Source organism: Micrococcus sp. TA1, from assembly GCF_014199555.1.
Lineage (GTDB): Bacteria > Actinomycetota > Actinomycetes > Actinomycetales > Micrococcaceae > Citricoccus.
In genome coordinates this window covers 2,390,480-2,417,478 of the sequence record NZ_JACHNW010000001.1, presented here as the reverse complement: position 1 = coordinate 2,417,478, position 26,999 = coordinate 2,390,480, and the positions used below count along the sequence as shown (strand labels likewise).

The following is a 26,999-nucleotide window of genomic DNA, read 5'->3' as shown; positions in this document are numbered from 1 at the left end:
CATGGCGCAGGACGCCGACCCGCAGCACGTGGCCGCCGCGACCCCGGCCGCCGGACGGGACTGGACGCAGGCCGCGGCGGAGGACGTCGTCCGGCACGTCGCCACGGACCCGGACCGCGGGCTGTCCGCCGCGGAGGCCGCCGGGCGGCTCGGGGCGTACGGGCCGAACGAGCTGGCCACGGCCCCGCCCGAGCCCGGCTGGAGGCGGTTCCTGCGCCAGTTCACGGACCCGCTGATCTACCTGCTGCTGGCCGCCGTGGCGGTCTCCCTGCTCGTCTGGGCGGTGGAGGGTGCCGCGGGGGTGCCGGTCGACGCCGCGGTCATCTCCGTCATCGTGGTCTTCAACGCCGTCCTCGGTCACGTCCAGGAGGCCCGGGCGGCGGACGCGGTGGCGGCACTGCAGGACCTCACCGCCGTGACCGTCTCGGTCGTCCGGGACGGCCGCACCGAACGGGTCCCCGCCACGGACCTGGTGCCCGGGGACCTGCTCGTCCTGGCCGAGGGTGACTCGGTGGGCGCGGACGCCCGGCTGCTGAGCGCCTCCTCGCTGCAGGTCGCCGAGGCCGCCCTGACCGGGGAGTCCGTCCCGGTCACCAAGTCCACGGCCGTCCTGGAGGCGGCCGTGCCCCTGGGCGACCGGGTCAACATGGTCTTCAAGGGCACCGCCGTGACCCAGGGGGTCGGCCGGGCCGTGGTGACGGCCACCGGCATGGACACCGAGATGGGGTACATCGCCGCGCTGCTGGCCGGCACGGAGCGGGAACCGACCCCGCTGACGCGGGAGCTCGACGGGATCGGCAGGACCCTGGGGATCGCGGTCGTCGTCATCGCCGTGGTGGTGATGGCGGCCATCGCGTTCACGAGCGGGGTCTCCTCGCTGCAGGACGCGGTGGACGTGCTGCTGGTCGGCGTCTCGCTGGCGGTGGCGGCCGTGCCCGAGGGACTGCCGGCCGTCCTCTCGGTGGTGCTCTCGCTCGGCGTGCAGGCGATGAGCCGTCGCCATGCGATCGTCAAGGACCTGGCCTCCGTGGAGACTCTCGGCTCGGCCTCCGTCATCTGCTCGGACAAGACCGGGACCCTGACCCGCAACGAGATGACGATGCTCAAGGTCCGGTCCTCCTCCGGGGAGTCGCACGTCACCGGGGTGGGTTACGCCCCGGGCGGGGAGGTGCTGCTGGAGGGCACCCCGCTGCTGGAGAACGACCCGGAGCTGGACCTGCGCGAGGAGGACATCGTGGTCCTCGCCGGCGGCACCCTGGCCTCCGACGCCGAGGTCCGCCAGGACGAGGACGGGCACTGGGTCGTGGTCGGTGATCCCACCGAGGCGGCGTTCGTCGTGGCCGAGCGCAAGGCCGGGCTGTCCGGGATGCGCGAGGCGCGGTTCGAGCGCGTGGCGGAGGTGCCCTTCACCTCCGAGCGCAAGATGATGTCGGTCATCGTGGACGACCGGGACCACACGGATCCGGGCGCTCCGGCGGACGCCGGCTGGCCCGGTGCCGGCCGGCCGGTCCTGGTGGCCAAGGGGGCGCCGGACGTGCTGCTGCGCCACTGCACCCGCGTCCGCACCGGGCTGGAGGTGGCCCCGCTCACCGAGGCCGACCGGGCCGCCGTCGCCGCCGACGTGGAGTCGATGTCCCGCGAGGCCCTGCGCACGCTGGCCGTGGCGTACCGGCCGCTGACCGTCCTCGAGTACGCGGGCGCGGTCGGCCCGGACGGTGCCTTCGACGCCGGGGCGGGCCTGGCGCTGGAGCAGGACCTGATCTTCGTCGGCACGGTGGGGATCATCGACCCGCCGCGCTCCGAGGTCGCCGAGGCGGTGGCGCAGGCCCGCCGGGCCGGGATCCGCGTGGTGATGATCACCGGCGACCATCCGGCCACGGCGCTGCGGATCGCCCAGGACCTGGGGATCGCGCACGCCGGGCAGGGGGCGGTCACCGGTCCCGAACTGGACGCCCTGGACGCGGCGCAACTGCGGGCGGCGGCACGGCGGGCCACGGTGTTCGCGCGGGTCGCCCCCGAGCACAAGCTGCGCATCGTCGAGGCCCTGCAGGCGGAGGGCCACGTGGTGGCCATGACCGGCGACGGCGTGAACGACGCCCCGGCCCTGAAGAAGGCGGACATCGGGGTGGCCATGGGCATCACGGGCACGGAGGTCTCCAAGGAGGCCGCCGCCATGATCCTCACGGACGACGACTTCACCACCATCGTCGCCGCGGTGCGCCAGGGCCGGGTGATCTTCGGGAACGTCCGGAAGTTCCTGCGCTACCTGCTGTCCTCCAACACGGGGGAGGTCCTGACCATGTTCCTGGGTGTGCTCCTGGCGGGGTTCCTGGGCCTGGCCGGGCACGACGACGGGATCGTGGTGCCCCTGCTGGCCACCCAGATCCTGTGGATCAACCTCATCACCGACTCCGGCCCGGCCCTGGCGATGGGCGTGGACCCCGAGGCGGAGGACGTCATGGCCGGGCCGCCGCGCGGGGTGCGGGACCGGGTGGTCGACGGGCGGATGTGGGCCGGGATCCTCTGGACCGGGCTGGTCATGGCCGTGGTCACCCTGTTCGCGATCGACCTCCACCTGCCCGGCGGACTGGTGGAGGGCGCGGAGACGGTGGAGGTGGCGCGCACCGCCGCGTTCACCACGCTCGTGTTCGCCCAGCTGTTCAATGCCCTGAACTCCCGGTCCGAGACCGTCTCCGCCTTCCACCGGCTGTTCACCAACGGCTGGCTGTGGGCGGCGATCGCCTTCGGCGCGGTGACCCAGGTCCTCGTGGTGCACCTGCCGTTGCTGCAGGGTGCCTTCGGCACGGCGGCCCTGGGCTGGGACCAGTGGCTGGCGTGCCTGGCGCTGGCCTCCGGGGTGCTGTGGTCCGGCGAGCTGCGCAAGGTGGTGCTCAGGGCCCGGGCGGCGTGACAATGGATCACAACGCCGACGAAGGGTAACCGTCATGACCGAGTCAGGATCCCGGCCCCAGCTGGTCACCTGCCTGTGGTCCACCGGGCAGGCGGAGGAGGCCGCGCGGTTCTATGTGGACGCGTTCTCCGCCTACCGGCCCGACACCCACCTGGACGAGATCCGGCGCAGCGCGATCGACGTGGTCCCCGGCGGGGACCAGGTGCACCTGCGCGCCGGTGACGTGCTCACGGTGTCCTTCACCCTGGACGGCCAGCGCTTCGTCGCGCTCAACGACCCCGCCCGGCCGGTGCCGTACACCGACGCCGTCTCCCTGCAGGTGCTGTGCGGGAACCAGGAGGAGGTGGACCACTTCTGGTCCGCGCTCACGGCCGGCGGCGGGACGGAGGTCGCCTGCGGCTGGCTCCAGGACCGCTTCGGGATGCGCTGGCAGGTGGTCCCCACCGTACTGCCGGAACTGCTGGCCGGGGAGGACCGCGACGCCGCCGCCCGGGTGCAGCGGGCGATGATGGGCATGGTGAGGCTCAGCATCGAGGGGCTCATGGACGCCGCGCAGGACGCCTTCGGCGCCGAGGAGCAGTGACCCCGGGCCCTCAGCGCACCAGCAGCGCGACCAGGAAGTCCGCCTCCGGGGTGAACTCGTCGAGCTGCCACGTGGCGAACCGGCCCTGCAGCCGGAACCCGGCCTGGCCGGCGTCGTCCACGAACTCCTCGAAGTCATAGCCGCGCCCCGCGCCGAAGCCGACCACCGCGCGACCGCCGTCCCGCAGGGCGGCGTGCAGGTGGCGCAGCACGTCCTGCCGGGACCCGGGGGAGAGGAAGCCGAAGACGTTGCCCGCCGAGAAGATCAGGTCGAAGGGCTCCTCCTCACCCAGCTCGGCGAGGGTGGCCGCGTCCAGGGTCTCCAGGTCGGCCACGTACCAGTCGGCGTCCGGGTGGTCCTCGCGGGCCACGTCGATCAGGTGCTCGTCCAGGTCCACACCGGTGACGCGGTGCCCCGCGCGGGCCAGGTACCCGCCCACCCGGCCGGTGCCGCAGCCGGCGTCCAGGACGCGCGCGCCCCGGGGGCACAGGGCGTCCACCAACCGGGCCTCGCCGTGCAGGTCCATGCCCTCGGCGGCCAGGGACCGCCAGCGCTCTGCGTAGCGGCGGGAGTGCTCGGGATCGTTGGCCACCATCCGGGCCCAGAGGTTCTCGGTCATGTCCCCAGTATCGCGCGTTCACCGGCACGTGCACTTCTGCCCCCGGGTGGTTATAAGGTGAGACAGGAACGAGCCCGAATACCGGAAGGACCACCCCATGAGCATCGCGCAGATCCCGCTCCGGCTGACCGCCGGCGCCTTCATCCTCAACTCGGGGATCAACAAGACCAAGATCTCGGAGGAACAGGCCGAGCAGATGCGGGACCTGGCCGCCAACGGCGTGCCGTTCCTGAAGGACATGACGCCGAAGCAGTTCAAGCAGTTCCTCATCGCCGGGGAGCTCGGGGTCGGTGCCGCGTTGCTGCTGCCGTTCGTGCCGGGCTGGCTCGCCGGTGCCGCGCTGACCGCCTTCTCCACGGGGCTGCTGTCGATGTACAAGAACACCGAGGGCATGACGGAGCCCGACGGCATCCGGCCGACCGAGCAGGGCACCGCCGTGGCCAAGGACGTGTTCCTCTTCGGCATCGGCACCGCCCTGATGGTGGACGGCGCCGTGAACCGGGTCGGCCGCAAGAACGCCGCCGCCGCCCGCCGCGCCAAGAAGCTCACCGCCGCGGCCGAGGTCAAGGCCGACGCCATCCGCTCCGCCGCGGACGCCAAGGCCGAGGCCATCAACAAGGCCCGCGAGGAGCAGACGCAGGCGCTGCGCGCGGCCCGCAAGAAGCTGCAGGAGACCCGCAAGAGCATCTGATGCCCTGAGGGTCGCCGCCAGGGGCCCGTCCCGGTTCTGCCGGGGCGGGCCCCTGGCGCGTCCGGCAACCCTGCCCCCCACGACCCTGCCCCGACGGGCCGCGTCCGGCGCTACGGTGGCACCATGAGCGATGCCGATCCCGCCGACGTCCCTGCCGGCCAGGACGTCCCCGGCCCCGGCCCCGGGGCACCGGACCTGGGCACCCTCGCCATCCTGGGAGCCGGTGGGGACCTGACCCGCCGGCTGCTGCTGCCGGGACTGGCCACCTGCCTGGCCGCCGGGGTACCCCAGCACGGGATCACCGTGATCGGCGTCGGCCGGACCGAGGACGTGGACTTCGCCGCCACCGTGCGGGAGGCCTTCGCCGAGGTGCTGGACGAGGTCCAGCTCGGGCTCCCCGCGGTGCGGGCCACCCTCGAGTCCGTCCGCTGGGTCACCGGGGACGCCGCCGACGCCGGGGACCTGGCCGCCCTGCTGGCGGCGGCGCAGGGTCCCACCGGGCTGTACTTCGCGCTGCCCCCGGGCGTCACGGAGGACGCCTGCCGGGAGCTGGCGGGACTGCACGCGGAGGGACGGCTGCCCCCGGACACCGTCCTGGTGCTGGAGAAGCCCTTCGGGTCCGGGCAGGAGTCCGCACGGCGCCTGAACGACCTGCTGGCCGGGTTCCTGCCCGAGGAGCGGGTGTTCCGGGTGGACCACTTCCTGGCCACGCCCGGGGTGCTCGGACTGGTGGGGCTGCGCTTCGCCAACCGCATCCTGGAACCGGTGTGGAACCGGGACCACGTGGAACGGATCGAGATCACCTACGACGAGACCCTGGGGCTGGAGGGCCGCGCCGGGTTCTACGACGGCACGGGGGCGGCCCGGGACATGATCCAGTCCCACCTGCTCCAGGTGATGGCCCTGGTGATGATGGACCCGCCGGAGCGGTTCGACGGCGTGGCGGTCCCGGCCGGCACCGAACAGGTGCTGCGGGCCACCCGGTTGTGGCCGGACGGGCCTGACGGGCCCGACCACGGCGTGGACGTCCCCGTGGTGGTCCGTGGCCGGTACACCGCCGGCACCGTGGACGGGCGCACGCTGCCCTCCTACGTGGACGAGGACGGCGTGGACGCCTCGCGGCAGACCGAGACGTTCGCGCAGGTGATCGTGGAGGTGGACTCCCGGCGATGGAGCGGGGTGCCCGTGGTGCTGCGCTCCGGCAAGGCCATCGGCTCCCCGCGCCAGGAGATCTCGGTGGTGTTCCGCCGCCCGCCGCTGGACGCCGGGCACGTCCCGGCGGGCGGGCCACCGCCGGCCAACGTGCTCCGGATCGGCTTCGAGGACGAGCGGATCGCGCTGGAGCTCAACGCCGGCGGGCCGTTCGACTCCCGCGGGATGACCCGCACCGTGCTGTGCTCCGAACTGCCCGAGCCCGGCCTCACCGCCTACGGCTCCCTGCTGCACCGGGTGCTCGCGGGCCGCGGGGCCTTCACCGTCAGCGGCGAGGGGGCCGAACAGGGCTGGCGCATCACCGAGGGCATCACCGCCGCCTACGGCTCCGGGGCCGCCCCGCTGCTGGACTACCCCGCCGGGTCCTCCGGCCCCCGGGCCGGGGGCTAGTCGCCCTCGACCGCCATCCGGGACCAGCCGCCGTCGGGATCCGCGGGCAGCTCGCGGATCACGCGTGCGGGCACGCCCACGGCCACCACGTTCGCCGGCAGGTCCGAGGTGACCACCGCGCCGGCGCCGACCACGGTGTTCTCCCCGATGGTGACGCCCGGGCCCACGATCACGCCGCCGCCGAGCCACACGTTGTCCCCGATGGTGATCGGCTGGGCGCCCTCCCACTTGTCCCGGCGGGGACCCGGTTCCAGGGGATGGGTGGCCGTGAGCAGTTGCACGTTCGGGCCGATCTGGGCATCCGCACCGATGCGGATCGGCGCGCAGTCCAGGGCGACGAGGTTGAAGTTGGCGAAGGTGCGGTCCCCGACGTGGAGGTTCACGCCGTAGTCCACGCGCAGCGGCGGACGGATCACGATGCCCTCCCCCCGGGTGCCGAGCAGCTCACCGAGCAGGTCCCGGCGCTCGGCGAGCTCGGTGACCGTGGTGGCGTTGTACCGCTCGGAGAGCAGCTCGGCGCGCGTGTTCAGTTCCTCCAGCGTGGGGTCGTCGGCGAGGTACGGCTCCCCGGCGAGCATCCGCTCGTGCATGGAGCGCTCGTCCGGGAAGTACGGGGAGGTGAGGGCTGGGTTCGTCATGGTCCCAGCGTGCCAGAATGGCCGCATGAGCACCCCAGGCACCACGCGCGAGCCCACCGGCCGGATCATCGACGGGCCCGAGGGCCGGGCCATCCAGATCACCAGGATACTGCCGCACGCGGTCGAGGACGTGTGGAACCACCTGGCCGAACCGGGCCTGCTCTCGAGGTGGTACGGCACCTATACCGGGGACCCGGCCACCGGCAGCGTCCGGCTGGCCATGGTCGAGGCCCCGGACCAGCCGGGGGAGTGCACCATCGAGGCCTGCGAGCGGCCCCACCGCCTCCACGTGGTGCTGCAGGACCCGTCCGGGGCGGCCTGGCGCCTGCGCCTCACCCTGGACTCCGCTGACACCGGGGCGGGCACCGCGCTGGTCTTCACCCAGCCGATCTCCGGGTTCGAGCAGATGGCCCCCGACGTCGGCCCCGGCTGGGAGTACTACCTGGACCGGTTGCAGGCCGCCCTGGACGGCGACGACGTGGACGCCGTGGACTTCGCCGACTTCCACCCGCACCAGCGGGACCACTACACGCCCGTGGAGCCCACCACGAGCGGTCCGGAGGAGGACGGCCGGGGGTGAAGCGGGAGGTGAGGCCCGAGGTGAGGCCGGACGAGGGGGACCTGCTCGATCACGAGCACCGCTTCGCCTGCGTGTCCTCGGTCCCGCTGTTCAGCGGGGTGGAGGAGGAGGACCGGCACCGGATCGCCGAACGCGTCATCACCCGGCCCTACCGGCGCGGCGAGGTGGTCTACTCGATCGGGGACAGCCCCGGCCTGCAGATCGTGCACTCCGGACGGGTCAGGCAGTCCCGGGTGCTGGAGAACGGCAACGAGCAGCTGCTGCGGGTGCTCTCCCCCGGGGACTTCACCGGTGAGCACGCACTGCTGAGCGACGAACCGGTCACCTCCCTGGCCGTGGCGGCCACGGACGCCCAGGTCTGCTCCCTGGCGCGCGCGGACATGGACCGGTTCCTGGCGGACTACCCTCGGGTGGCGATGACCATGCTGCGGACGGTGGCCCACCGGCTGGAGGCGACCGAGCACCAGGTCGCCGAGATCACCGGCCGCTCCGTGGAGTCCCGGCTGGGGGAGTACCTCGTGGCCGCCGCCGCGGAGGCCGGCGCGGCACCGGGGGCCGGGTACAGGCTGCCGATGCCCAAGAAGGACCTCGCCTCCTACCTCGGCACCACCCCGGAGACCCTGTCCCGGCGCCTGCACGCGCTCGCGGACCGGGGACTGATCACCCTGGGCCGCGGCAACCGGGTCACCGTGCTGGACGAGCCCGGACTGCTCCGGCTCTGAACCGCCCGGGAGTCACCGCAGTCACCGCGGCCCGTCCGCGTACCGTCCACGTCCTGACGGGCCCCTCCGCCGGCCGTGGGCCGGTCAGCCGTGGCTCTCCTCCTCGACCCCGGTGACGGTGGTCAGCAGGAACACGCTGTCCTCGAGGGCGAGCACGCCGTGGCGCTCCTTGGTCAGCTGCACCAGTTGCCCCACGCCCAGCCGCTGGTCACCCCCGGTCCCGGCGGTGACCTCCAGGGAGCCCTGGAGCACCTGGAGGGTGGCGGCCGGCGGGGCGTTGTGGTCGGCCAGCCGGGCGCCGTCGGTCAGCGCGATGATCGACTGGCGCAAATGGCCGTCGCGCAGCAGCAGGTCCCCGTGCCGGCCGTGCGGATTGGCCCGGGCGGCGTCCAGGGTGCTGCCGATCAGTGCGGTCAGGTCGTGGGGTCCGGGCGAGTAGGTCATGGGATCACCGTAGCCGGTGAGCCTCGGCCGGGGCACCCGTGGGCGCGGGGGCCAGGACTGGATCTACCCGGCGTGGTTCCCGGCGTCATACGGCTGCCCGGTCGAGACCTCCCGGTCCAGGGCGTCGACCGACCAGAACGTGTCGGCCTCGGCGAGCCACGGGCTGGCCGGCATCGTCACGGGCTCGCCGGTCCGCGCCGACCGTGCCACCGCGCGGGCCGTGGCGCGTGCCCTGGCGGTGTCCTCGTCGAGGAACTCCAGCACCCCGGTGTGGCGGGTGCGCAGTTGCAGCACGTCCGCCGCGGGCAGCCCCGCGGCCAGCTGGCGCCCGCGCAGCAGCTCGGCGTCGAAGGCCGCCCCGGCCACCAGCACGATGTAGCTGATCCACACGACCATCATGATCACCACGAGGCCGTTCAGGGTGCCCAGGATCCGGTCGAAGGTGCCGAAGCGCTCGGCCAGCCAGCCCAGCAGCACGGTCATGGCGAACAGGATCAGCACGGCCGCGAGCCCGCCCCAGGACATCCAGCGGAAGTGCGGCTGCACCACGTTGGGCCCCCAGTGGTAGGCCACGGTGACGGCGAACGCGATCAGCGCCAGGATCACCGGCCACTTCAGCAGGTTCCAGGCGGCCACGGTGGTCGCGGGCAGGCCCAGCAGGTCCCCGAGCCGCTCCGAGAGCCCGCCGCCGATCAGCACGAGCAGCAGCACGGCGATCACGGCGATCATCAGCGTCAGCGTCTCGACGAAGATCACGGTCCGGAACCACAGGAACCTGCGGCCCTCGCGGGTGTCGTGGATGCGGTGCATGGCCCGGTGGAAGGAGGCGAACACGTTGGAGGCGGCGATGATCGAGCCGACCAGCCCGAGCACCACGCCCGGCACGCCGCCGTCGGTGTTGGCCAGGGCCAGCAGCGCCGCCGTGACCACGTCCGGGTTCAGGCCCGGCAGCAGCTCGTGCAGCAGCTCGGCACCGGTGTGCACCGTCTCGTCCTCGAGGCCCAGCAGGGACACGATGGACACCACGGCGATCGCGGCCGGCACCACGGACAGCAGCGAGTAGAAGGCCATGGACCCGGCCACGTCCCAGACCTGCATGTCCACCAGCTTCATGACGGTGCGCCGGACCACGTGGAACAGGGTCACCCGGGGGCGCCGGTAGGTGCGCTCCGGCGCCGGGCGGCGGAACAGGTGACTGGGCATGGGACGAGCGTAGCCCGCCGAAGCCCGCTCAGAACTCGACGTCGGTGGGATTCAGCACGCGGGCCAGGAAGTCCTGGGTGCGCGGCTGCTGCGGGTTCCCGATGACCTGGGCGGCCGGGCCCTGCTCGACCACTACGCCGCCGTCCATGAACACCACGCGGTCGGCCACCTCGCGGGCGAAGCTCATCTCGTGGGTGACCACGAGCATCGTCATCCCCACGCCGGCCAGCCGGCGCATCACCGCCAGAACCTCGCCGACGGTCTCGGGGTCCAGCGCGGAGGTCGGCTCGTCGAAGAGCATCAGCTGCGGGTCCATGGACAGCGCGCGGGCGATCGCCACGCGCTGCTGCTGGCCGCCGGAGAGCTGGTCCGGGTAGCGTCCCTCCATCCCGGCCAGCCCCACGCGCTCGAGGTTGGTCCTCGCGACGTCGGCGGCCTCGGCCTTGCCCCGGTGCAGCACCTTGACCTGGGCGACGGTGCAGTTCTCCAGGACGGTCAGGTGCGGGAAGAGGTTGAAGTGCTGGAAGACCATGCCCACGTGCCGGCGCATGGCGTTGAGGTCCACGTCCTCGTCGGTGGCCTCGAACCCGCCCACGGTGACGGTCCCGGAGTCGGGGACCTCCAGCAGGTTCACGCAGCGCAGCAGGGTGGACTTGCCGGAGCCGGACGGGCCGATCAGGCAGACCACCTCGCCGGGGGCGACCGTCAGGTCGATCCCCTTCAGCACGTGGTTGGAGCCGAAGGACTTGTTCAGTCCGGTGATGGAGACGCCGGAGGCGTGGACGGTGCCGGCGGCCGGGGAGGCGGGGGAGGGATTCGTCATGGGATCGGCTTTCTCGGGATCGTCGTCCGGGCCGTCAGGACCGGGAGCGGCGAGCCCCGCGGGACTCGAAGCGGCGGGCGAGCAGGGACAGCGGCACCGTGATGATGAGGTACATCAGCCCGGCCACCAGCACGGGGGTCAGGCCGGCGCCCAGGGCGGTGATCCCGTCCCGGCCGAACTTGGTCAGCTCGAACTCGTGGGCGGCCAGGCCCAGGACGTAGACCAGGGAGGAGTCCTTGGTGAGCAGGATGACCTCGTTGGTCAGCGGCGGCAGCACGAGGCGGAAGGCCTGCGGGATGACGATCGTGACCATGGCCCGCCAGCCCGGCATGCCCAGCGAGCGGGCGGCCTCGTACTGGCCCTTCGGCACGGCCTGCAGGCCGGCCCGCAGCGTCTCCGAGATGTAGGCGGCGGACACCAGGCCCAGCGAGGCCATGACGACGACCGGGATCGGCCACTGCACCCCGAAGGCGAAGGGCACGCCGTAGCCGAAGGCCAGGAACACCAGCAGGGCGGGCACGCCGCGGAAGAACTCGGTGTAGACGGTGGCCAGCCAGCGGTAGGGCGGGAACGCGGACATCCGCATCAGGGCCAGCACGATGCCGCCCACCAGGCCCACGGCGAACGAGGTCGCGGTGTAGAGCAGCGTGTTGCCGAACCCGATGAGGATGATGTCCGGGAACATCGGGGCCACCGCGGCGAAGTTGAACACCGACTCGCCCACGGTCTGCCAGTCGACGGCCAGCAGGACGACGATGATCGCCGCCACGAAGACCGCCGCCTGGATGCCCAGGGAGATCCGGCGACGGCGGCGCGCGCCACCCGGCCGGGCGGCGTCCGGGTCCCGGGACGTCGCCGGGGCGGAGCCGGCGCCGGGCTCCGGCTGCGGGACCGGGGCGTGCCCGGGCTGGTTCTCACTCACTGCGCGGCCTCCTCGCCGAACCAACGGACCCGGGACTCGTTCAGGGTGCCGTCCTCTTCCATGTCGAGCAGCGTCTGGTTGACGAAGCTCAGCAGCAGTGCGTTGTCCGGGGAGATGCCCATGCCCAGCTGCTCACCGGTCTCGAAGGTCTCCACGACCTCGTAGGCCGGGTCGTCCTTGAGCTGGTAGAGCAGCACCGATCCGTTGCCGAGCACGGCGTCCGCGCTGCCGGAGCGCAGGCCCTCGACCTGCATGCCGCCGTCCTCGAACTGCACGATGTCCAGGCCGTTCTCCTCGGCGAAGAACTCGCCGGTGGTCGCCTGCTGGACGCCGATGCGCTTGCCCTGCGCGGACTCCAGGTCCGTGATGCCCGAGTCGACCGGGGCCACGAGTACGAGGTCGTCGTCCAGGTAGGGGATCGAGAAGGCCATCGTCTGCCGGCGCTCGTCCGTGATGGTGATCGAGGAGATGTTCACGTCGCAGCCGGTCAGCGAGGCGCCGGACTGGATGGCCTCGAAGGAGGAGTCCACGATGCTCAGCTCCGCGCCGAGGTCGTCGGCGATGCGCTGCACGATGTCGATGTCGTAGCCCACGGTCTTGCCGCCCTGCTGGAACTCGAACGGGGGGTAGGGGATGTCCGAGCAGACGGTGAGCTGGCCGGGGTTCAGCAGCGGGACGGACTCGTTCACGGCGACCTCGCCGCCGTTGCCGGTGCCGCCGGAGTCGGCCGGACCGAGCACCGCGCACCCGGACAGGGCCAGGGTGCCGGCGCAGAGGGCGGTCGCGGCGAGTCGCCGGACGCGTGAGGGGGGCATGATCGGCCTTCCGTGGAGCGGGGATGGTCCAAGGCAGTCAGGATAGTGCCCAGTGGGTCCGCCGTCGACGCGCACCGCCGTCGGGGACCCCGGGACAGCCCGGTACCGCGCGCGTACGGTGGTGCCGATGGCCGCCTGAACCGGGGAATAGCGCGGTGCGCGGCAGGGTTGAGTCAAGTACACTCAAGTTCGAGTAGGAATCCACGTTCCGCCAGTGACCGCCCGGGGGACCGGGAGGGAGGAGTACGCCATGGACGCGAAGTTCACCACGAAGAGCCAGGAGGTGCTGTCCGCCGCGGCCATGCACGCCTCGACGGCCGGCAATCCGCAGATCGAGCCGGCCCACCTGCTGAAGGCGCTCATGGACCAGCGCGGCTCCGTCGCCGTCGCGGTCCTCAAGGCCGCCGGCGTCGACCCGGACGTGGTGTCCACCGCCGCGTCCACCGCCATCAAGCAGATGCCCGCCACCTCCGGCACCTCCGTGGCCCAGGCGCAGCTCTCCCGCCAGGGGCTGCTCGCGGTGCAGGCCGCCCAGCAGCAGGCCGAGGCCCTTGGGGACGACTACGTCTCCACCGAGCACCTGCTCCTGGGCCTGGCCGCGGACGCCGGCCGGGCCGGGGCGGCCCTGCGGGACGCCGGTGCGAGCCTCGAGGCCCTGTCCGCCGCGGTCAAGGAGGTCCGGGGGGACACGCGCGTGACCACCCCGGACCCGGAGAACACCTTCCAGGCGCTGGAGAAGTACGGGACCGACCTCACGGAGATCGCCCGGGCCGGCACGCTGGACCCCGTCATCGGCCGTGACGCCGAGATCCGCCGCGTGGTCCAGGTGCTCTCGCGCCGGACCAAGAACAACCCCGTGCTCATCGGCGAGCCGGGCGTGGGTAAGACGGCCGTCGTGGAGGGCCTGGCCCAGCGGATGGTGGCCGGGGACGTCCCGGAGTCGCTGCGCGGCAAGTCGCTGATCAGCCTGGACCTGGGATCCATGATCGCCGGGGCCAAGTACCGCGGTGAGTTCGAGGAGCGGCTCAAGGCCGTGCTGGAGGAGATCAAGGCCTCGGACGGGCAGATCGTCACGTTCATCGACGAGATCCACACCGTGGTCGGCGCCGGGGCCTCGGAGGGCGCCATGGACGCCGGCAACATGCTCAAGCCCATGCTGGCCCGCGGCGAGCTGCGCCTGATCGGCGCCACCACCCTGGACGAGTACCGGGAGAACATCGAGAAGGATCCGGCCCTGGAGCGCCGTTTCCAGCAGGTCTACGTGGGCGAGCCCTCCGTGGACGACACGATCGCCATCCTGCGCGGCCTCAAAGAGCGCTACGAGGCGCACCACAAGGTGGCCATCGCCGACTCGGCCCTCGTGGCCGCGGCGAACCTCTCCGACCGGTACATCTCCGGCCGGCAGCTGCCGGACAAGGCGATCGACCTGGTCGACGAGTCCGCCTCCCGGCTGCGCATGGAGATCGACTCCGCCCCGGAGGAGATCGACCAGCTGCGCCGCTCGGTGGACCGCCTGACCATGGAGGAGCTGGCCCTGCAGGACGAGACCGACCCCGCCTCGGTGGAGCGCCTGGCCGCGCTGCGCGAGGAGATGGCCAACCAGAAGGAGCAGCTCGCCGCGCTCAACGCCCAGTGGGAGTCCGAGAAGGCCTCCCTCAACCAGGCCGGTGACCTGCGCGTGCGGCTGGACGAACTGCGCTCGGCCGCGGACAAGGCGCAGCGCGACGGCGACCTGGCCGAGGCCTCCCGCATCCTCTACGGCGAGATCCCGGCGCTGGAGAAGGCACTGCAGGCCGCGGTGGAGGCCGAGTCCGGCGCGCCCAGCGGCGAGCAGGCGATGGTCTCCGAGGAGGTCACCGCCGATGACATCGCCGAGGTCATCTCCGCCTGGACCGGGATCCCGGCCGGCCGCATGCTCCAGTCCGAGCAGGACAAGCTGCTGACCATGGAGGACCACATCGGCGAACGGCTGATCGGCCAGCGCCAGGCGGTGAGCTCGGTGTCCGACGCGGTGCGCCGCTCCCGGGCCGGGATCTCCGACCCCGACCGGCCCACCGGCTCGTTCCTGTTCCTCGGCCCCACGGGCGTGGGCAAGACCGAGCTGGCCAAGGCGCTGGCGGAGTTCCTGTTCGACGACGACCACGCCATGGTGCGCATCGACATGTCCGAGTACTCGGAGAAGCACACCGTCTCCCGGCTCGTGGGTGCCCCTCCGGGGTACATCGGCCACGAGGAGGGCGGCCAGCTGACCGAGGCCGTGCGGCGCCGCCCGTACTCGGTCATCCTGCTGGACGAGGTGGAGAAGGCCCACCCCGAGGTCTTCGACATCCTGCTGCAGGTGCTCGACGACGGCCGCCTCACCGACGGCCAGGGCCGCACCGTGGACTTCCGGAACGTGATCCTCATCCTCACCTCGAACCTGGGGTCCCAGTTCCTGGTGGACCCGGCGCTGGACGACGCGGCCAAGCGCGCGGCGGTGATGAAGGTGGTGAACGCGTCCTTCAAGCCGGAGTTCCTCAACCGGCTGGACGACATCATCATGTTCGACGCGCTGTCCATCGAGGACCTGACCCGGATCGTGGACCTGCAGGTCGCCTCGCTCGCGCGGCGGCTGGCCTCGCGCCGGCTGAGCCTGGAGGTCTCGGACGCGGCCCGGGAGTGGCTGGCGCTGACCGGCTTCGACCCGGCCTACGGCGCCCGCCCGCTGCGCCGGCTCGTGCAGCGGGAGATCGGCGACCAGCTGGCCCGCGCCCTGCTGTCCGGAGAGATCGCGGACGGGGACACGGTGACGGTGGACCGGACCGGGGACCAGGGCTCGGAGCAGGACCGCCTGAGCGTGGCCCGCAGGGGCTGAGCGTCAGGACCCCGCGGCGCCCGGGGTGCTCCAGTCCTGGAACGCGGGCTCGTCGACGAGGGAACCGGTGAGGGTGCCGTCATGGGCCACCGCCACGCAGTCCACGCGGCGGTCACCGGCGGCCCAGGTGCCCTCGGTCGGGTGGGAGATCTCGACGACGACCTGGGCGTCACCGGTCTGCCCCAGCTGGATGGTCCCGCAAAACTCCTCGGCCTCCGGCCGCATCCGGTCCCCGGGGAACTGGCCGTCGGCGGGCCACAGCTTGCGTCCCACCAGCTCGGCCTCGTGCTCGCGGCTGCACTCGACCACCGTGGCCGGCTCCGGCACGGCGGTGAAGTCCGTCAGGCAGTCACCCGGCTGGACCTGGCCCGGGGGCACGTCGCGGGCGATGATGCCGTCCAGGCCGGGGTCCGCGTCGCGGGACACGGAGGGCTCGGGGGTGCCGGCGTCCCCGGTGCGCGGGTCCAGCTGGGAGGAGACGAGTGGCCACACGACGAACAGGGCCAGCGCCAGGACCACCGCCGCGCCGATCGCCACCCACCAGCCGCGGCGTGGCCGCTGCGGGGGGACGTCCTCGGACGGCCTCGGCGGCAGGTAGGGGACGGAGCCGGACCCCTGCTCGCTGGGGCGGTCCTCGTTCGTGTCCATCAAGGGGTCCTTCCGTACCGGTGGGACACCCCCGTCGGCGCGGCCGGCGGGCCCGCGCGGCCGGCGTCGTGTGGTCGCCGGCGTGAGGGGGCGGACGTCACGTTCCGGGCGGCGCCAAGGGGTGCTGAAACATGTTAACCTAGTGAGCACGAACCATCATGACAGCGCATACTCCGGTCCAGCCCTGCCTAGAAGCTGACCACCCGGAGACGGAGAACAAAGGGGGTCACGCTCATGGGGCGCGGCCGTCAAAAGGCTAAAGCAACCAAGCAGGCCAGGGACATGAAGTATTTCTCCCCGGCCACAGACCTGTCGGCGCTCGAACGTGAGCTCGCCGGCAGCCGTGGTTCCAGCCGTGACGATGACCAGTACATCGCCTACGCGGACAAGTACACGGACGTCGAGAATACCGAGGAGGACGACGATCCCCGTTACGCGGGTTGATGGTCGTCATGACTGCTGAAGGACCCCAGGACCCTGACCTCACGACGCCGACCGGCTCCGTGAGGTCAGGGTCCTCCTTGCGCCCCGGGCATCCCGCGGCCGACGGCCATCGCGCCGCCCTGCGCTCGATCGCCCGCGTGGTGGAGGACTCCGCCCCGCTGCAGGACCCCGAGGTGGCCCGGGCCGGGATCCGGGAGCTGCTGGCCGGCGCCGCGCCCCTGGTCATCACGGGTGCCGGGGTGTCCACCGACTCCGGGATCCCGGACTACCGCGGGCCCGGCGGCTCGCTGCACCGGCACCGCCCGATGACCTACCAGGAGTTCCGGCACGACGACGGCGCCCGGCACCGCTACTGGGCGCGGTCCTTCGTCGGGTGGCGGCAGATGGACACCGCGGAGCCGAACGAGTCGCACCACATCCTCGCCGGCTGGCAGCGCGAGGGCCTGCTGGCCGGGATCGTGACCCAGAACGTGGACGGGCTGCACACCGCCGTGGGGACCCCGGGGCTGGTGGCCCTGCACGGGGACCTGGACCGGGTCGTCTGCCTGCACTGCGGCGCCGTGGAGGACCGGCGTGACTTCGACGCGCGGCTGGTGGCCGCCAACCCCGGCTACCTCGAGGCCGTGCGGGTGGACCCGGAGCTGGTGAACCCGGACGGGGACGTGACCCTGGGCCAGGAGTGGGTGGACCGGTTCACCATGGCCGGCTGCCGGGAGTGCGGCTCCGTGGAGCTGAAGCCGGACGTCGTGTACTTCGGGGAGAGCGTGCCGGCCGAGCGCAAGGCCGCGGCCCGCGAGGCCTTCGAGCGCGCCGGCGCGGTGCTGGCGATCGGCACGTCGCTGGCGGTGATGAGCGGTTTCCGGTTCGTGCTGGACGCGGAACGGGCCGGCAAGCCGGTGGCCGTGATCAACGGCGGCCCCACCCGGGGGGACACCCGGGCCACGTTCCGCTGGCGCACCCGCGTGGCCCCGGCCCTGGCCTGGCTCGACGCCCGGCGCTGATCAGGCGCTCCGGGACCTGGTCGGGGCCGACGGTGGCCCGGCCGGGCCCGACGACGCCCGATCAGGACTGGGCGTAGGCTCCCGTGAGCAGGACGGCGCCGCCGTCCACGCCCTTGGCGCCCTGCATGAAGTCCTCGCCCGCACCGGCGGCCTCGTCGGTCAGCGTGCCCACGGTGCCGGCGACCCAGGACCTCAGGCCGCGTGAGTGCAGTCGGGCCACGGCCTCGTCGGCGGCCTCGGGGGCCACCACGGCCACCATGCCCACGCCCAGGTTCAGGGTGCGCTCCAGGTCCGCCAGCGGCACCCGGCCCAGCTGGGTGATGAGCTCGAAGACGGCCGGGATGGCCCACGTGCCGCGGTCCACGGTGGCCATCAGGCCCTGGGGCAGCACGCGCGCCAGGTTGGCGGCCAGCCCGCCGCCGGTGACGTGGGAGAAGCCGCGCAGGGCCGGCTCCCCGGAGGCCGTCGTCACGGAACCGGCCGAACCGGTCACGGGATCGCCGTTGAGGTGGCGCACCAGGTCGAGGCAGTCGCCGGCGTAGATGCGGGTCGGCTCGAGCAGCTCCTCACCGAGCGTGCGGCCGAAGTCGGTGACCTCCCGGTCGAGGGACCAGCCGGCGGAGTTGATGACACGGCGCACCAGCGAGTAGCCGTTGGAGTGGATGCCGGAGGAGGCCATCGCGATCACGACGTCGCCCTCGCGCACCCGCTCCGGGCCGAGCAGGGCCGAGGCCTCGACCACGCCCGTGACCGCACCGGCCACGTCGTACTCGTCCACGCCCAGCAGTCCCGGGTGCTCGGCGGTCTCCCCGCCCACCAGGGCGGCGCCGGCGATGGAGCAGCCCTCGGCGATGCCCCGCACGATGTCCGCGATGCGCTCCGGGACGACCTTGCCGCAGGCGATGTAGTCGGTCATGAACAGCGGCTCGGCGCCGACCACCACGATGTCGTCCACCACCATGCCGACCAGGTCGAGGCCGATGGTGTCGTGCTTGTCCAGGGCCTGGGCGATGGCGACCTTCGTGCCCACCCCGTCCGTGGACGTGGCCAGCAGCGGCTTCGAGTACTTCAGCAGGGCCGAGACGTCGTACAGGCCGGCGAAGCCGCCGAACCCGCCGACCACGTCAGGACCGTGGGTGGCCTTGACGGCCTCCTTCATCAGGTCGACGGCGCGGTCACCGGCCTCCACGTCCACACCGGCGGCGGCATAGGTGATGCCAGCGTGGCTGGCGGACTCGGCGGGGTTCACGGCATCGGTCACAGCGGGGTCCTGTCGGTCTCGGTCAGCAGGGGTTCCAGGGAGGCTCCGGGGCCCGGGTCCTCACCGTCGGCACCCGGCCGCTCGGCCGGGTCCACCGTGGGGGCCGGTCCGGCGGTGGCCTTCTCCAGCAGGTGCTTGCCGCGCTCGTCCTCGACGGGCAGCGCGATGGGGTAGTCGCCGGTGAAGCAGGCGGTGCACAGCCTCTCGCGGGGCTGCTCGGTGGCCTGGATCATCCCCTCCTCGGAGATGTACTTCAGCGAGTCGGCGCCGATGGAGGCGGCGATCTCCTCCACCCCGGCGCCGTTGGCGATCAGTTCGGCCCGGGAGGCGAAGTCGATGCCGTAGAAGCAGGGCCACTTCACCGGCGGGGAGGAGATGCGCACGTGCACCTCGCGGGCTCCGGCCTCCTTGAGCATCCGCACGATGGCCCGCTGGGTGTTGCCGCGCACGATCGAGTCGTCCACGACCACCACGCGCTTGCCGGCCACCACGGCCGGCTGCACGTTGAGCTTGAGCCGGATGCCCAGCTGCCGCAGGGTCTGGGAGGGCTGGATGAAGGTGCGTCCCACGTAGGAGTTCTTGACGAAGCCCTGGCCGAAGGGGATGCCGGACTCCGTGGCGTAGCCGACCGCCGCGGGGGTGCCGGACTCGGGGACCGGGATGACGACGTCGGCGTCCACCGGGTTCTCCCGGGCGAGCGCCCGGCCCATCTCCCCGCGGGACTCGTACACGGAGCGGCCGTTGATGGCGGCGTCCGGGCGGGCGAGGTAGACGTACTCGAAGACGCAGTGCGCGGGGGTGGGCTCGGCGAAACGGGTCGAGCGGATGCCCTCCTCGTCGATCGCGATCATCTCGCCGGGGGAGACCTCACGGATGAACCCGGCGCCCACGGTGGCCAGGGCGGACTGCTCGGAGGCGACCACCCAGCCGCGCTCCAGCCGGCCCAGCACCAGCGGGCGCACCCCGTGCGGGTCGCGCGCGGCGTAGAGGGTGTGCTCGTCCATGAACACGAAGCTGAACGCGCCGCGGATCTGCGGCAGCAGCGCCACGGCGGTCTCCTCGAGGGTGGATCCCTCCTCGCCCTGCAGCAGCGCGGTGACCAGGGCGGTATCCGTGGTGTTGCCCTGGGCCAGCTCGCCGCGGGTCTGCCTGCCGTAGCGCGCCTCCACCATCCGGAACAGCTCGGCGGAGTTCACCAGGTTGCCGTTGTGCGCCAGCGCGACGGTACCGGCCGACGTCGCCCCCAGCGTGGGCTGGGCGTTGGCCCAGTTGTTCCCGCCGGTGGTCGAGTACCGGCAGTGCCCGACGGCGATGTGCCCGGTCAGGGTGTTCAGGGTCGCCTCGTCGAACACCTGCGAGACCAGGCCGAGGTCCTTGTAGACGGAGATGCGCTGGCCGTCCGAGGTCGCGATGCCCGCGGACTCCTGGCCGCGGTGCTGCAGGGCGTAGAGGCCGTAGTAGGCCAGCTTGGAGACGTCCTCCCCGGGTGCCCAGACGCCGAAGACGCCGCACTCGTCCTGGGGCCCCTTCTCCTGGGGATCGAGGTCGTGGGTCAGCCTGCCGTCACCGCGCATCGTCGTCACGTCCCTCATTGTCCCACTTCTCCCGCCACTGCTGCAGGTCGGAGGGGTCCACGGCGTAGTCGGCCTGCGCCGGGTCCGTCACGGCCCGGGCGTGCACCGTGCGGGCACGCGCGCGGGACCGCCGGTCCAGGACCAGCCAGACCAGTCCGGCCACGCCGACGCCGATGATCCCGAAGACCACCACGAAGTACCCGAAGACGGACCCGAAGGTGAACTCCGGGTTCTGCCGTCCGGTCAGGGAGACCGCCAGGGCCGCGAGGACCCCGAGCGCGGCGCCGCCCAGCAGGAAGACGTGCACCTTCGGGGCACGCCGGACCACCAGGTCGCGGTGTTCCAGGGCGTCCGGGTCCGGCCGCATCGGGGTGGCGGCGGGATCGTCCGCGGGGCCGTCGGAGGCAGAAGTCATGCCGTCCATGGTACTGGGGTGCGGGCGGGGGCCGGGCCGTGCGTCGCCGCCCGCGGCGCCGGTCCCGCGCTGACGCTACCGGGCCAGCGGCAACCAGGCGGACAGGTCGGCCCGGGACCCGGAGGCCAGCACCCGCCCGTCGGCGACGGCGGCGTCCCAGCCGATCAGTCCCGTGGCCAGGTCCAGCCAGGTGGCGGGGTCCGTCTCGATCACGTTCGGCGGGGTGCCGCGGGTGTGCCGCGGACCCTCGATGCACTGGCACACCCCGAACGGCGGGACACGCACCTCCACGGAGTTGCCCGGGGCCCGTTCCGCCAGTTCCTCCAGCAGGTACCGCACGGCCGTGGCCCGGGTGGAGCGGGGCAGGGCGGCGGCCTCCTCGGGCCCGTCCCGGCGGGCGGCGGACCAGGCACCGACGGCGGCGCGGCCGGCGTCGGGGGCGATGCGGCGCTTGACGGACACGGCCTCAGTCCAGCAGGTCCAGCACGGGCCGGGCCAGCTGCACCCGGCCGACCGGTTCGCCGCGGCCCAGGATCTTCGGGACGACCGTCTCCAGCACGCCCGGCAGGGCCTCGAGGTCCACCTGCCCGGGGGCGAACTGGGCGAGCAGCACCAGGGCCACGAGGTTGCCGGCGCGCGTGCCGCCGTCGAGCGCCTTGACCGCCACCGAGGTGCCGTCCGGGGCGGCCATGGCCATGACGCCGTCGGCGCCGAGCTTGGCGAGCAGGCCCAGCTCCCGGATCACCACGGTGTTGGTGTTGGTCTCCCCGTGGACGGCCCAGGGGTGCTCGAGCATGGCGGTGGCCACCGCGGCGGCGTGCACCTCGGCGTCCCGGCGGTCCGGGGCGGCCGCGACCGCGCCGAAGCCGCGCGCGAGACCGGTCAGCGACAGCACCGGGGCCGGGGCCCCGCACCCGTCCACGCCCCAGCGGGTCACGGGCTCGCCGCAGTACTGCTCCAGCACGGCGGCGACCTCGCCCTGGACCGGATGGTCCAGGTCCAGGTAGGTGGCGGGGTCGTGCCCGCCGTGCTTGCAGGCGGAGAGGAAGCCGGCGTGCTTGCCGGAGCAGTTGTAGGCCAGCGGGGTCTGCACCGGGCCCTCGGGGCCGGCGTCGCGGGCCAGCTGGATGATGCCGGCCGGGTCCGCGGGCCAGGCCGGCGGGCACTGCAGGAAGGACTCGTCCATGCCCGCGTAGGACAGGATGGTCGCCGCGGCCTGGCGGTGCCGGGCGGTGCCGCGATGGGAACCGCAGGCCAGGGCGATCTGCTCGTCCACCAGCCGGGCGCCCTGGCGCAGCGAGGCGATGGCCTGCAGCGGCTTGAGCGTGGAGCGCGGGTAGATGAGCGCCTCCGGCGCCCCCAGGGAGGCCAGCACGGACCCGTCCGGGGCGGTGACCACGGCGGAGCCGGTGGTGCGGGACTCGATGAAACCGTTGCGGACCACGTGGACCAGTTCCACGGCCTCGGCGGGGGAGAAGGTGGCGGAGGGCGACTGACGCGCGGCGGACTTCTGGGGCATGGTCACCACTGTAGGCGCGCACCCGGCGCAGGGCCTCCCGGACCGGCCGGTCAGAGTCGTTCCCGTCGGCGCCGTCAGCGCCGGCGGCGCCGGACCCAGGCGGTGATCGCGATCGCGGCGGCCAGCGAGCACGCCAGGGACACCACCGCGACGGTCACGTCGCCGCGCTCGAAGCCGAACAGCCGGCTGCCGAACCACATGATCAGGGCCGTCGTCATCCACACCAGCACGAACGTGTAGACCGTGGACAGGGTGCTGGCCCCGGCGCCACCGGTGCGGGGCGCCCGGCCGTAGAGCCGGCCGTAGGAGAAGTCGTCGTCATCCGGGCCGCGGGACGGGGTGCTCATGGGTTCAGGCTACGGGACCGTCTAGGCTTGGGCACCGTGAAGATCCTCGTCCTCGGCTCCGGCGGCCGTGAGCATGCCATCGTCCGCGCCCTGCTGCGCGACCCCTCCGTCCGCGAGGTCCACGCGGCACCCGGCAACGCCGGCATCGCGCTCGACGTCCCCGTCCACCCGGTGGACGCCACGGACGCCACGACCGTCACCGAGCTGGCCGGCGAGCTGGGGGCCGACCTCGTCGTCGTGGGGCCCGAGGCCCCGCTGGCCGCCGGCGTCTCCGACGCCCTGCGCGAGGCCGGGTTCACCGTCTTCGGCCCCTCGCGGGCCGCGGCCGAGCTGGAGGCCTCGAAGTCGTTCGCCAAGGACGTCATGGCCCAGGCCGGCGTCCCCACCGCCGCCGCGCACTCCTGCGCCACCGCCGAGGAGGCCGCCGCGGCGCTGGACGAGTTCGGCGCCCCCTACGTGGTCAAGGATGACGGGCTGGCCGCCGGCAAGGGCGTGGTGGTCACCTCCGACCGCGACGAGGCCCTGGCCCACGCCCAGGCCTGCTTCGCCGCCCACGGCACCGTGGTCATCGAGGAGTACCTGGACGGCCCCGAGGTCTCCCTGTTCGTGCTCTCGGACGGCACCAACGCCGTCCCGCTGGCCCCCGCGCAGGACTTCAAGCGGATCGGCGATGCCGACACCGGTCCCAACACCGGCGGCATGGGCGCCTACACCCCGCTGGACTGGCTGCCCGAGGGATTCGTGGACGAGGTCATGGACCAGGTGGCCCGCCCCGTCATCGCCACCATGGCCGACCGCGGCACCACGTTTGCGGGCGTCCTCTACTGCGGACTGGCCCTGACCGCCCGCGGGATCCGCGTCATCGAGTTCAACGTGCGCTTCGGGGACCCCGAGACCCAGGCCGTGCTGGCCCGGTTGCGCACCCCGCTCGGCCGGCTGCTCATGGACGCCGCCACGGGCTGCCTGGCCGGGGTGCGGGCACTGGAGTGGTCGGACGAGTACGCCGTGGACGTCGTCGTCGCGGCCGAGGGCTACCCCGAGGCCCCCGTCAAGGGCGGCCCCGTGACCGGGGTGGAGGACGCCGAGGCCCTGGAGGGGGTGTCCGTCCTGCACGCGGGCACCGGCCCCGGGCCCGACGGCGGACTGGTCGCCGCCGGCGGACGCGTCCTGGCCGTCGTCGGGCTGGGACAGACCCTGGCCGCGGCGCGCGAGCGCGCTTATGCGGGCGTGGAACGGATCACGCTGCCGGGGTCCCGGCACCGCACGGACATCGGGCTGAAGGCCGAACGCGGGGAGATCACCGTTCCCGCGGGGGAGGCGCTCTGATGGCCGACTACTTCAAGGGGCTCGGCGCGACGGTTCTGGAGCTGCCCGGCTGGCGGCACGTCTACTCGGGCAAGGTCCGGGACCTGTACGAGCCGGCCGACGCCGCACCGGGGCAGTCCGCGACGCTGCTGGTGGTGGCCTCGGACCGGATCAGCGCCTACGACTTCGTGCTGGAGACCGAGATCCCGGACAAGGGCGCGGTCCTGACCCAGCTGTCCCTGTGGTGGTTCGAGCAGCTGGACGTGCCGCACCACGTGGTCTCCGTGGACGTCCCCGCGGCCGTGGCCGGCCGGGCGATGGTCGTCAAGCGGCTGGACATGTTCGAGGTCGAGTGCATCGCGCGCGGTTACCTCACCGGCTCCGGCCTCGCCGAGTACCGCGAGTCCGGGACGGTGACCGGGATCCGGCTGCCCGCAGGGCTCGTGGACGGCTCGCGGCTGGCCGAGCCCATCTTCACCCCCTCGGCGAAGGCGGACGTGGGCGAGCACGACGAGAACATCACCTTCGCGCAGATGTCCCGGCTGATCGGGGAGACCCCGGCGCAGCGACTGCGGGAACTGACCCTGGACGTGTACACGCGGGCCGAGCGGATCGCCCGGGAGCGCGGCATCATCCTGGCGGACACCAAGGTCGAGTACGGGCTGGACGCCGACGGCCGGATCGTGCTCGGTGACGAGGTGCTGACCCCGGACTCCTCCCGCTTCTGGGACGTCGGGGACTACGAGCCCGGCCGCGCCCAGCCGTCCTTCGACAAGCAGTTCGTCCGCGACTGGCTGACCTCGGCCGCATCCGGCTGGGACCGGCACTCCGGCGAGGCGCCCCCGGCGCTGCCGGCCGACGTCGTGGCCAGGACCCGCGCGCGGTACGTGGAGGCCTACGAGCGGCTGACGGGACGGGCGTTCACCGCCTGATCCCGCATCCGGGCCACCAGGTCGTCCAGCCAGGTCCCCACGTTGCGCCGGGCCTCGTGCGTGTCCGGGTAGCGGCAGCGCAGGTGCACGCCGGTGCCGTCGATGATGAACCACAGCATCACCCCCGTGGTCCGGATGGCGGCGCTCACGTACTGGGCGTTCAGCGCGTGTGAGTCGACCTGCACCGGCAGGCGCCGCAGGTCCAGCCAGGAGACGGCGAGCATCCCGGGGGCCTCCGGCATGCCGCCCCACGGGGCCATGATCCCGGCCAGCGGCCAGGATCCCAGCCGGATGGCCTCCCGCACGGCCCCCGCACACGCGCCGGGATCGGGATCGGCGGACTCGAGCACCGAGTTGGTGATGAACCAGCCCACCGCATCGTGCCACCGCTCCTCGTAGCGGCTGTGCACGGGGAACACCGCACGCAGGTCCGCGCCGGCCACCTCGCGGGTGGTGACGGTCAGGACCGACACGGTCATCGCCAGCGTGGACACGCCGGCTTCCCGCGCCCGGGTGGCGAAGGCGGTCATGCCCGTCACGTTCAGCACGTCCCGGACCTCCACGCGTTCCGGCTGCGGGGCCGGATCCCCCAGGGGCAGCGGGAACCGGGGCATCACCCCGCCCCCGGCCTCGATGACCTCCGCCCAGCGGCGGTGGACCTCGGCGGGGGCCCCGGGCCGGTCCAGCAGGCACCGGCTGTGCTCGGCGAAGGCCGGGGCGCCCGTCAGCCCGGGGTCCAGGCCGTCCGCCAGCCGGTCGAGGGCGGTGAGCAGGTCGCGGGCGATGACCAGCAGGGACCACATGTCCACGTGGGCGTGATCGGCGCCGACCACGATGGTCGGCCCGTCGGCGGTCTCGATGACGCAGAACCGGTGCGAGGGCCGGGCGAAGGGCGTGCACCCGGCGTCCAGGACGGCGCGCAGGGCGTCGTGCATCGCCTGGCCCGGGGCCACCTCGTGCCGGACCCACGTGCCCGGGCCGATGCCGGCCTCGCGCAGGGTGGGGGCGCCGTCGTCGTCCCGGACGAAGACCGTGCGCAGGGTGCCGTGCGCGGTGACGACGGCGCGCCAGGCCGCCGCGAGGTGATTCCGCGGCACCGGGGCCGGCAGGCTGAAGGCCAGCGCCATCCAGGAACCGGGCCGGTCCCCGCCGCCCACGTGCCGGGCCTGGTCGAAGGACACGGGGAGGATGCCCTCCGCGGGGGACACCGCCAGGTCGTAGGAGAGCAGCGGACCGAACGGCAGGCGCAGGGACGCGACATGCGTGAGGCGCATGGCAGTACTGTAGCCTGCTGTCCTCTCAGGACGGCACGGGAGAACGGAGCTGACATGCACAGGTTCACGGTGCCGGGCGCCGAGATCGCCTGGTCGTTCAGCGATGAGTCCGGCCATCCGGTCGTGCAGCTGCACGGGCTGACCTCGAGCCGGTCACGGGACCGGGTCCTGGACCTGGACCTGGGCCGCGGACTGTCCGGCACCCGGTTGTTGCGCTACGACGCCCGGGGACACGGCCACTCCACCGGCCGGCGCGAGCCGGAGGACTACCGCTGGCCCGCGCTCGCCGAGGACCTCCTGCGCCTGCTCGACCACTGGTTCCCGGGAGAGGCCGTGCACGGGGTGGGCCCCTCCATGGGTGCCGCCACCCTGTTGCACGCCGCCGTCCGGGACCCCGACCGGTTCAGCGGGTTCACGCTGCTGCTGCCCCCGACCGCCTGGGACACCCGCACCGCGCAGGCCGGTGACTACCGGCGCCTGGCGCGGTTCATCGAGGACCACGGGGTGGAGCGGTTCGTCGCGGCCAGCCGGTCCATGCCGCGGCCCCCGGCCACGGTGGGCACGCCGGACACGGTGCCCCACGTCAGCGGTGACCTGTTGCCGTCCGTCTACCGGGGGGCGGCGATGAGCGACCTGCCCACCCGGGAGCAGGTGGCGGGGATCGGGGTTCCCACGACGGTGCTGGCCTGGGCGGACGATCCCGCCCATCCCCTCTCCACCGCCCGGGCGCTGGTCGAGCTCATGCCCCGGGCCACGCTGCAGGTCGCGACCACCCCGCAGGACGTGTCCCGCTGGCCGGCCGTGCTGGCCGAGGACGTCCCCCGCGCCTGACCGCCCCCCCACGCGGCCCCGCCCCGCGGGCGCCGGAAGGC

The 26,999-nt window shown here is 73.1% G+C and carries 27 protein-coding genes; 12 read left to right on the top strand and 15 right to left on the bottom strand.

Annotated elements, in window-relative coordinates; genetic code table 11:
* Position 1: 1 nt before the first annotated feature.
* On the top strand, positions 2 to 2,911 hold the full coding sequence (locus GGQ69_RS10645; protein WP_183527842.1) for a cation-translocating P-type ATPase: 2,910 nt from the start codon (positions 2 to 4) through the stop codon (positions 2,909 to 2,911).
* A gap of 34 nt (positions 2,912 to 2,945) precedes the next feature.
* Positions 2,946 to 3,494 carry a VOC family protein gene (locus GGQ69_RS10640; protein ID WP_183527840.1) on the top strand — a complete coding sequence of 183 codons (549 nt, stop codon included), beginning with the start codon at positions 2,946 to 2,948 and terminating at the stop codon, positions 3,492 to 3,494.
* A 10-nt stretch (positions 3,495 to 3,504) separates the two neighbouring features.
* Here the strand turns inward: GGQ69_RS10640 and GGQ69_RS10635 are convergent, their stop codons facing one another.
* Entirely contained in the window at positions 3,505 to 4,113 is a 609-nt protein-coding gene (locus tag GGQ69_RS10635; protein WP_183527838.1) for a bifunctional 2-polyprenyl-6-hydroxyphenol methylase/3-demethylubiquinol 3-O-methyltransferase UbiG, read from the bottom strand.
* A 97-nt stretch (positions 4,114 to 4,210) separates the two neighbouring features.
* Between GGQ69_RS10635 and GGQ69_RS10630 the strand changes: the two genes are divergently transcribed.
* Together GGQ69_RS10630 and GGQ69_RS10625 are read left to right on the top strand one after the other, a co-directional pair.
* Entirely contained in the window at positions 4,211 to 4,804 is a 594-nt protein-coding gene (locus GGQ69_RS10630; RefSeq protein WP_183527836.1) for a hypothetical protein, read from the top strand.
* A 123-nt stretch (positions 4,805 to 4,927) separates the two neighbouring features.
* Positions 4,928 to 6,406 (top strand): glucose-6-phosphate dehydrogenase, encoded by a 1,479-nt coding sequence (locus tag GGQ69_RS10625; protein WP_183527834.1) that lies wholly within the window; start codon positions 4,928 to 4,930, stop codon positions 6,404 to 6,406.
* Here the strand turns inward: GGQ69_RS10625 and GGQ69_RS10620 are convergent.
* Positions 6,403 to 7,044, bottom strand: a complete 642-nt coding sequence (locus GGQ69_RS10620) for a sugar O-acetyltransferase (RefSeq protein ID WP_255459479.1) — start codon at positions 7,042 to 7,044, stop codon at positions 6,403 to 6,405. The genes GGQ69_RS10625 and GGQ69_RS10620 overlap by 4 nt on opposite strands.
* 25 nt (positions 7,045 to 7,069) lie before the next feature.
* Between GGQ69_RS10620 and GGQ69_RS10615 the strand changes: the two genes are divergently transcribed.
* Together GGQ69_RS10615 and GGQ69_RS10610 are read left to right on the top strand one after the other, a co-directional pair.
* Positions 7,070 to 7,624 carry an SRPBCC domain-containing protein gene (locus GGQ69_RS10615; RefSeq protein WP_183527832.1) on the top strand — a complete coding sequence of 185 codons (555 nt, stop codon included), beginning with the start codon at positions 7,070 to 7,072 and terminating at the stop codon, positions 7,622 to 7,624.
* On the top strand, positions 7,621 to 8,346 hold the full coding sequence (locus tag GGQ69_RS10610; RefSeq protein ID WP_298044138.1) for a Crp/Fnr family transcriptional regulator: 726 nt from the start codon (positions 7,621 to 7,623) through the stop codon (positions 8,344 to 8,346). Before GGQ69_RS10615 ends, GGQ69_RS10610 begins: the two co-directional genes overlap by 4 nt.
* Before the next feature lie 84 nt (positions 8,347 to 8,430).
* Here GGQ69_RS10610 and GGQ69_RS10605 read toward each other — a convergent pair whose 3' ends face one another.
* From GGQ69_RS10605 to GGQ69_RS10585, 5 genes are all read right to left on the bottom strand, one after another.
* Entirely contained in the window at positions 8,431 to 8,790 is a 360-nt protein-coding gene (locus GGQ69_RS10605) for a cupin (RefSeq protein ID WP_183527830.1), read from the bottom strand.
* Between the two features lie 63 nt (positions 8,791 to 8,853).
* The gene (locus tag GGQ69_RS10600; protein WP_183527828.1) at positions 8,854 to 9,993 is read right to left on the bottom strand and encodes a YihY/virulence factor BrkB family protein; all 1,140 of its coding nucleotides are present in this window, start codon (positions 9,991 to 9,993) and stop codon (positions 8,854 to 8,856) included.
* 28 nt (positions 9,994 to 10,021) lie between these two features.
* Positions 10,022 to 10,816 carry an amino acid ABC transporter ATP-binding protein gene (locus GGQ69_RS10595; protein ID WP_255459478.1) on the bottom strand — a complete coding sequence of 265 codons (795 nt, stop codon included), beginning with the start codon at positions 10,814 to 10,816 and terminating at the stop codon, positions 10,022 to 10,024.
* Positions 10,817 to 10,850: 34 nt separating this feature from the next.
* Positions 10,851 to 11,615 carry an amino acid ABC transporter permease gene (locus tag GGQ69_RS10590; protein WP_183528575.1) on the bottom strand — a complete coding sequence of 255 codons (765 nt, stop codon included), beginning with the start codon at positions 11,613 to 11,615 and terminating at the stop codon, positions 10,851 to 10,853.
* 119 nt (positions 11,616 to 11,734) lie between these two features.
* Positions 11,735 to 12,553, bottom strand: coding sequence for an ABC transporter substrate-binding protein (locus GGQ69_RS10585; RefSeq protein WP_183527826.1), 819 nt, complete (start codon positions 12,551 to 12,553; stop codon positions 11,735 to 11,737).
* 250 nt (positions 12,554 to 12,803) lie between these two features.
* On the opposite strand from GGQ69_RS10585, the gene clpB reads away from it, so the two are divergent.
* Positions 12,804 to 15,407: an ATP-dependent chaperone ClpB gene (gene clpB / locus GGQ69_RS10580; RefSeq protein WP_183527824.1), complete on the top strand. Its 2,604-nt coding sequence runs from the start codon at positions 12,804 to 12,806 to the stop codon at positions 15,405 to 15,407.
* A 3-nt stretch (positions 15,408 to 15,410) separates the two neighbouring features.
* Here the strand turns inward: clpB and GGQ69_RS10575 are convergent, their stop codons facing one another.
* On the bottom strand, positions 15,411 to 16,055 hold the full coding sequence (locus GGQ69_RS10575; RefSeq protein ID WP_183527822.1) for a hypothetical protein: 645 nt from the start codon (positions 16,053 to 16,055) through the stop codon (positions 15,411 to 15,413).
* Between the two features lie 234 nt (positions 16,056 to 16,289).
* Between GGQ69_RS10575 and GGQ69_RS10570 the strand changes: the two genes are divergently transcribed.
* Positions 16,290 to 16,499, top strand: coding sequence for a DUF3073 domain-containing protein (locus GGQ69_RS10570; RefSeq protein WP_029138985.1), 210 nt, complete (start codon positions 16,290 to 16,292; stop codon positions 16,497 to 16,499).
* A 77-nt stretch (positions 16,500 to 16,576) separates the two neighbouring features.
* Positions 16,577 to 17,500, top strand: a complete 924-nt coding sequence (locus GGQ69_RS10565; protein WP_183528574.1) for a Sir2 family NAD-dependent protein deacetylase — start codon at positions 16,577 to 16,579, stop codon at positions 17,498 to 17,500.
* Between the two features lie 61 nt (positions 17,501 to 17,561).
* Here GGQ69_RS10565 and purM read toward each other — a convergent pair whose 3' ends face one another.
* The 6 genes from purM to GGQ69_RS10535 all read right to left on the bottom strand — a co-directional run bounded on the left by purM (position 17,562) and on the right by GGQ69_RS10535 (position 22,616).
* Entirely contained in the window at positions 17,562 to 18,761 is a 1,200-nt protein-coding gene (purM, locus tag GGQ69_RS10560; protein WP_183527820.1) for a phosphoribosylformylglycinamidine cyclo-ligase, read from the bottom strand.
* Positions 18,758 to 20,335: an amidophosphoribosyltransferase gene (purF, locus tag GGQ69_RS10555; RefSeq protein WP_183528572.1), complete on the bottom strand. Its 1,578-nt coding sequence runs from the start codon at positions 20,333 to 20,335 to the stop codon at positions 18,758 to 18,760. The genes purM and purF overlap by 4 nt, the downstream gene beginning before the upstream one ends.
* A complete protein-coding gene (locus GGQ69_RS10550; protein WP_183527818.1) occupies positions 20,325 to 20,750 on the bottom strand; it encodes a hypothetical protein in 426 nt (141 codons plus the stop codon). The genes purF and GGQ69_RS10550 overlap by 11 nt, the downstream gene beginning before the upstream one ends.
* Before the next feature lie 75 nt (positions 20,751 to 20,825).
* On the bottom strand, positions 20,826 to 21,212 hold the full coding sequence (locus GGQ69_RS10545; RefSeq protein WP_183527816.1) for a sterol carrier family protein: 387 nt from the start codon (positions 21,210 to 21,212) through the stop codon (positions 20,826 to 20,828).
* Positions 21,213 to 21,216: 4 nt separating this feature from the next.
* Positions 21,217 to 22,269 (bottom strand): asparaginase, encoded by a 1,053-nt coding sequence (locus GGQ69_RS10540; RefSeq protein ID WP_183527814.1) that lies wholly within the window; start codon positions 22,267 to 22,269, stop codon positions 21,217 to 21,219.
* A gap of 74 nt (positions 22,270 to 22,343) precedes the next feature.
* A complete protein-coding gene (locus GGQ69_RS10535) occupies positions 22,344 to 22,616 on the bottom strand; it encodes a hypothetical protein (protein WP_183527812.1) in 273 nt (90 codons plus the stop codon).
* Between the two features lie 36 nt (positions 22,617 to 22,652).
* On the opposite strand from GGQ69_RS10535, the gene purD reads away from it, so the two are divergent.
* Both purD and GGQ69_RS10525 read left to right on the top strand, forming a co-directional pair.
* Complete coding sequence (purD, locus tag GGQ69_RS10530) at positions 22,653 to 23,942, top strand: phosphoribosylamine--glycine ligase (protein ID WP_183527810.1); 1,290 nt, start codon at positions 22,653 to 22,655, stop codon at positions 23,940 to 23,942.
* A complete protein-coding gene (locus GGQ69_RS10525) occupies positions 23,942 to 24,853 on the top strand; it encodes a phosphoribosylaminoimidazolesuccinocarboxamide synthase (protein WP_183527808.1) in 912 nt (303 codons plus the stop codon). Before purD ends, GGQ69_RS10525 begins: the two co-directional genes overlap by 1 nt.
* Here GGQ69_RS10525 and GGQ69_RS10520 read toward each other — a convergent pair.
* The gene (locus GGQ69_RS10520; RefSeq protein WP_183527806.1) at positions 24,817 to 26,127 is read right to left on the bottom strand and encodes a condensation domain-containing protein; all 1,311 of its coding nucleotides are present in this window, start codon (positions 26,125 to 26,127) and stop codon (positions 24,817 to 24,819) included. The genes GGQ69_RS10525 and GGQ69_RS10520 overlap by 37 nt on opposite strands.
* Positions 26,128 to 26,181: 54 nt before the next feature.
* Between GGQ69_RS10520 and GGQ69_RS10515 the strand changes: the two genes are divergently transcribed.
* Positions 26,182 to 26,958, top strand: coding sequence for an alpha/beta fold hydrolase (locus GGQ69_RS10515; RefSeq protein ID WP_183527804.1), 777 nt, complete (start codon positions 26,182 to 26,184; stop codon positions 26,956 to 26,958).
* Positions 26,959 to 26,999 lie beyond the last annotated feature (41 nt).

Coding starts and splice junctions, on each gene's coding strand:
- GGQ69_RS10625 (WP_183527834.1), top strand. CDS start 4,928: ATGAGCGATGCCGATCCCGCCGACGTCCCTGCCGGCCAGGACGTCCCC.
- GGQ69_RS10630 (WP_183527836.1), top strand. CDS start 4,211: ATGAGCATCGCGCAGATCCCGCTCCGGCTGACCGCCGGCGCCTTCATC.
- clpB (WP_183527824.1), top strand. CDS start 12,804: ATGGACGCGAAGTTCACCACGAAGAGCCAGGAGGTGCTGTCCGCCGCG.
- GGQ69_RS10525 (WP_183527808.1), top strand. CDS start 23,942: ATGGCCGACTACTTCAAGGGGCTCGGCGCGACGGTTCTGGAGCTGCCC.
- GGQ69_RS10640 (WP_183527840.1), top strand. CDS start 2,946: ATGACCGAGTCAGGATCCCGGCCCCAGCTGGTCACCTGCCTGTGGTCC.
- GGQ69_RS10535 (WP_183527812.1), bottom strand. CDS start 22,616: ATGAGCACCCCGTCCCGCGGCCCGGATGACGACGACTTCTCCTACGGC.
- GGQ69_RS10520 (WP_183527806.1), bottom strand. CDS start 26,127: ATGCGCCTCACGCATGTCGCGTCCCTGCGCCTGCCGTTCGGTCCGCTG.
- GGQ69_RS10605 (WP_183527830.1), bottom strand. CDS start 8,790: ATGACCTACTCGCCCGGACCCCACGACCTGACCGCACTGATCGGCAGC.
- GGQ69_RS10635 (WP_183527838.1), bottom strand. CDS start 4,113: ATGACCGAGAACCTCTGGGCCCGGATGGTGGCCAACGATCCCGAGCAC.
- purF (WP_183528572.1), bottom strand. CDS start 20,335: ATGCGCGGTGACGGCAGGCTGACCCACGACCTCGATCCCCAGGAGAAG.
- GGQ69_RS10575 (WP_183527822.1), bottom strand. CDS start 16,055: ATGGACACGAACGAGGACCGCCCCAGCGAGCAGGGGTCCGGCTCCGTC.
- GGQ69_RS10515 (WP_183527804.1), top strand. CDS start 26,182: ATGCACAGGTTCACGGTGCCGGGCGCCGAGATCGCCTGGTCGTTCAGC.
- GGQ69_RS10540 (WP_183527814.1), bottom strand. CDS start 22,269: ATGCCCCAGAAGTCCGCCGCGCGTCAGTCGCCCTCCGCCACCTTCTCC.
- GGQ69_RS10550 (WP_183527818.1), bottom strand. CDS start 20,750: ATGACTTCTGCCTCCGACGGCCCCGCGGACGATCCCGCCGCCACCCCG.
- GGQ69_RS10600 (WP_183527828.1), bottom strand. CDS start 9,993: ATGCCCAGTCACCTGTTCCGCCGCCCGGCGCCGGAGCGCACCTACCGG.
- GGQ69_RS10570 (WP_029138985.1), top strand. CDS start 16,290: ATGGGGCGCGGCCGTCAAAAGGCTAAAGCAACCAAGCAGGCCAGGGAC.
- GGQ69_RS10645 (WP_183527842.1), top strand. CDS start 2: ATGGCGCAGGACGCCGACCCGCAGCACGTGGCCGCCGCGACCCCGGCC.
- GGQ69_RS10585 (WP_183527826.1), bottom strand. CDS start 12,553: ATGCCCCCCTCACGCGTCCGGCGACTCGCCGCGACCGCCCTCTGCGCC.
- GGQ69_RS10595 (WP_255459478.1), bottom strand. CDS start 10,816: ATGACGAATCCCTCCCCCGCCTCCCCGGCCGCCGGCACCGTCCACGCC.
- GGQ69_RS10615 (WP_183527832.1), top strand. CDS start 7,070: ATGAGCACCCCAGGCACCACGCGCGAGCCCACCGGCCGGATCATCGAC.
- GGQ69_RS10620 (WP_255459479.1), bottom strand. CDS start 7,044: ATGACGAACCCAGCCCTCACCTCCCCGTACTTCCCGGACGAGCGCTCC.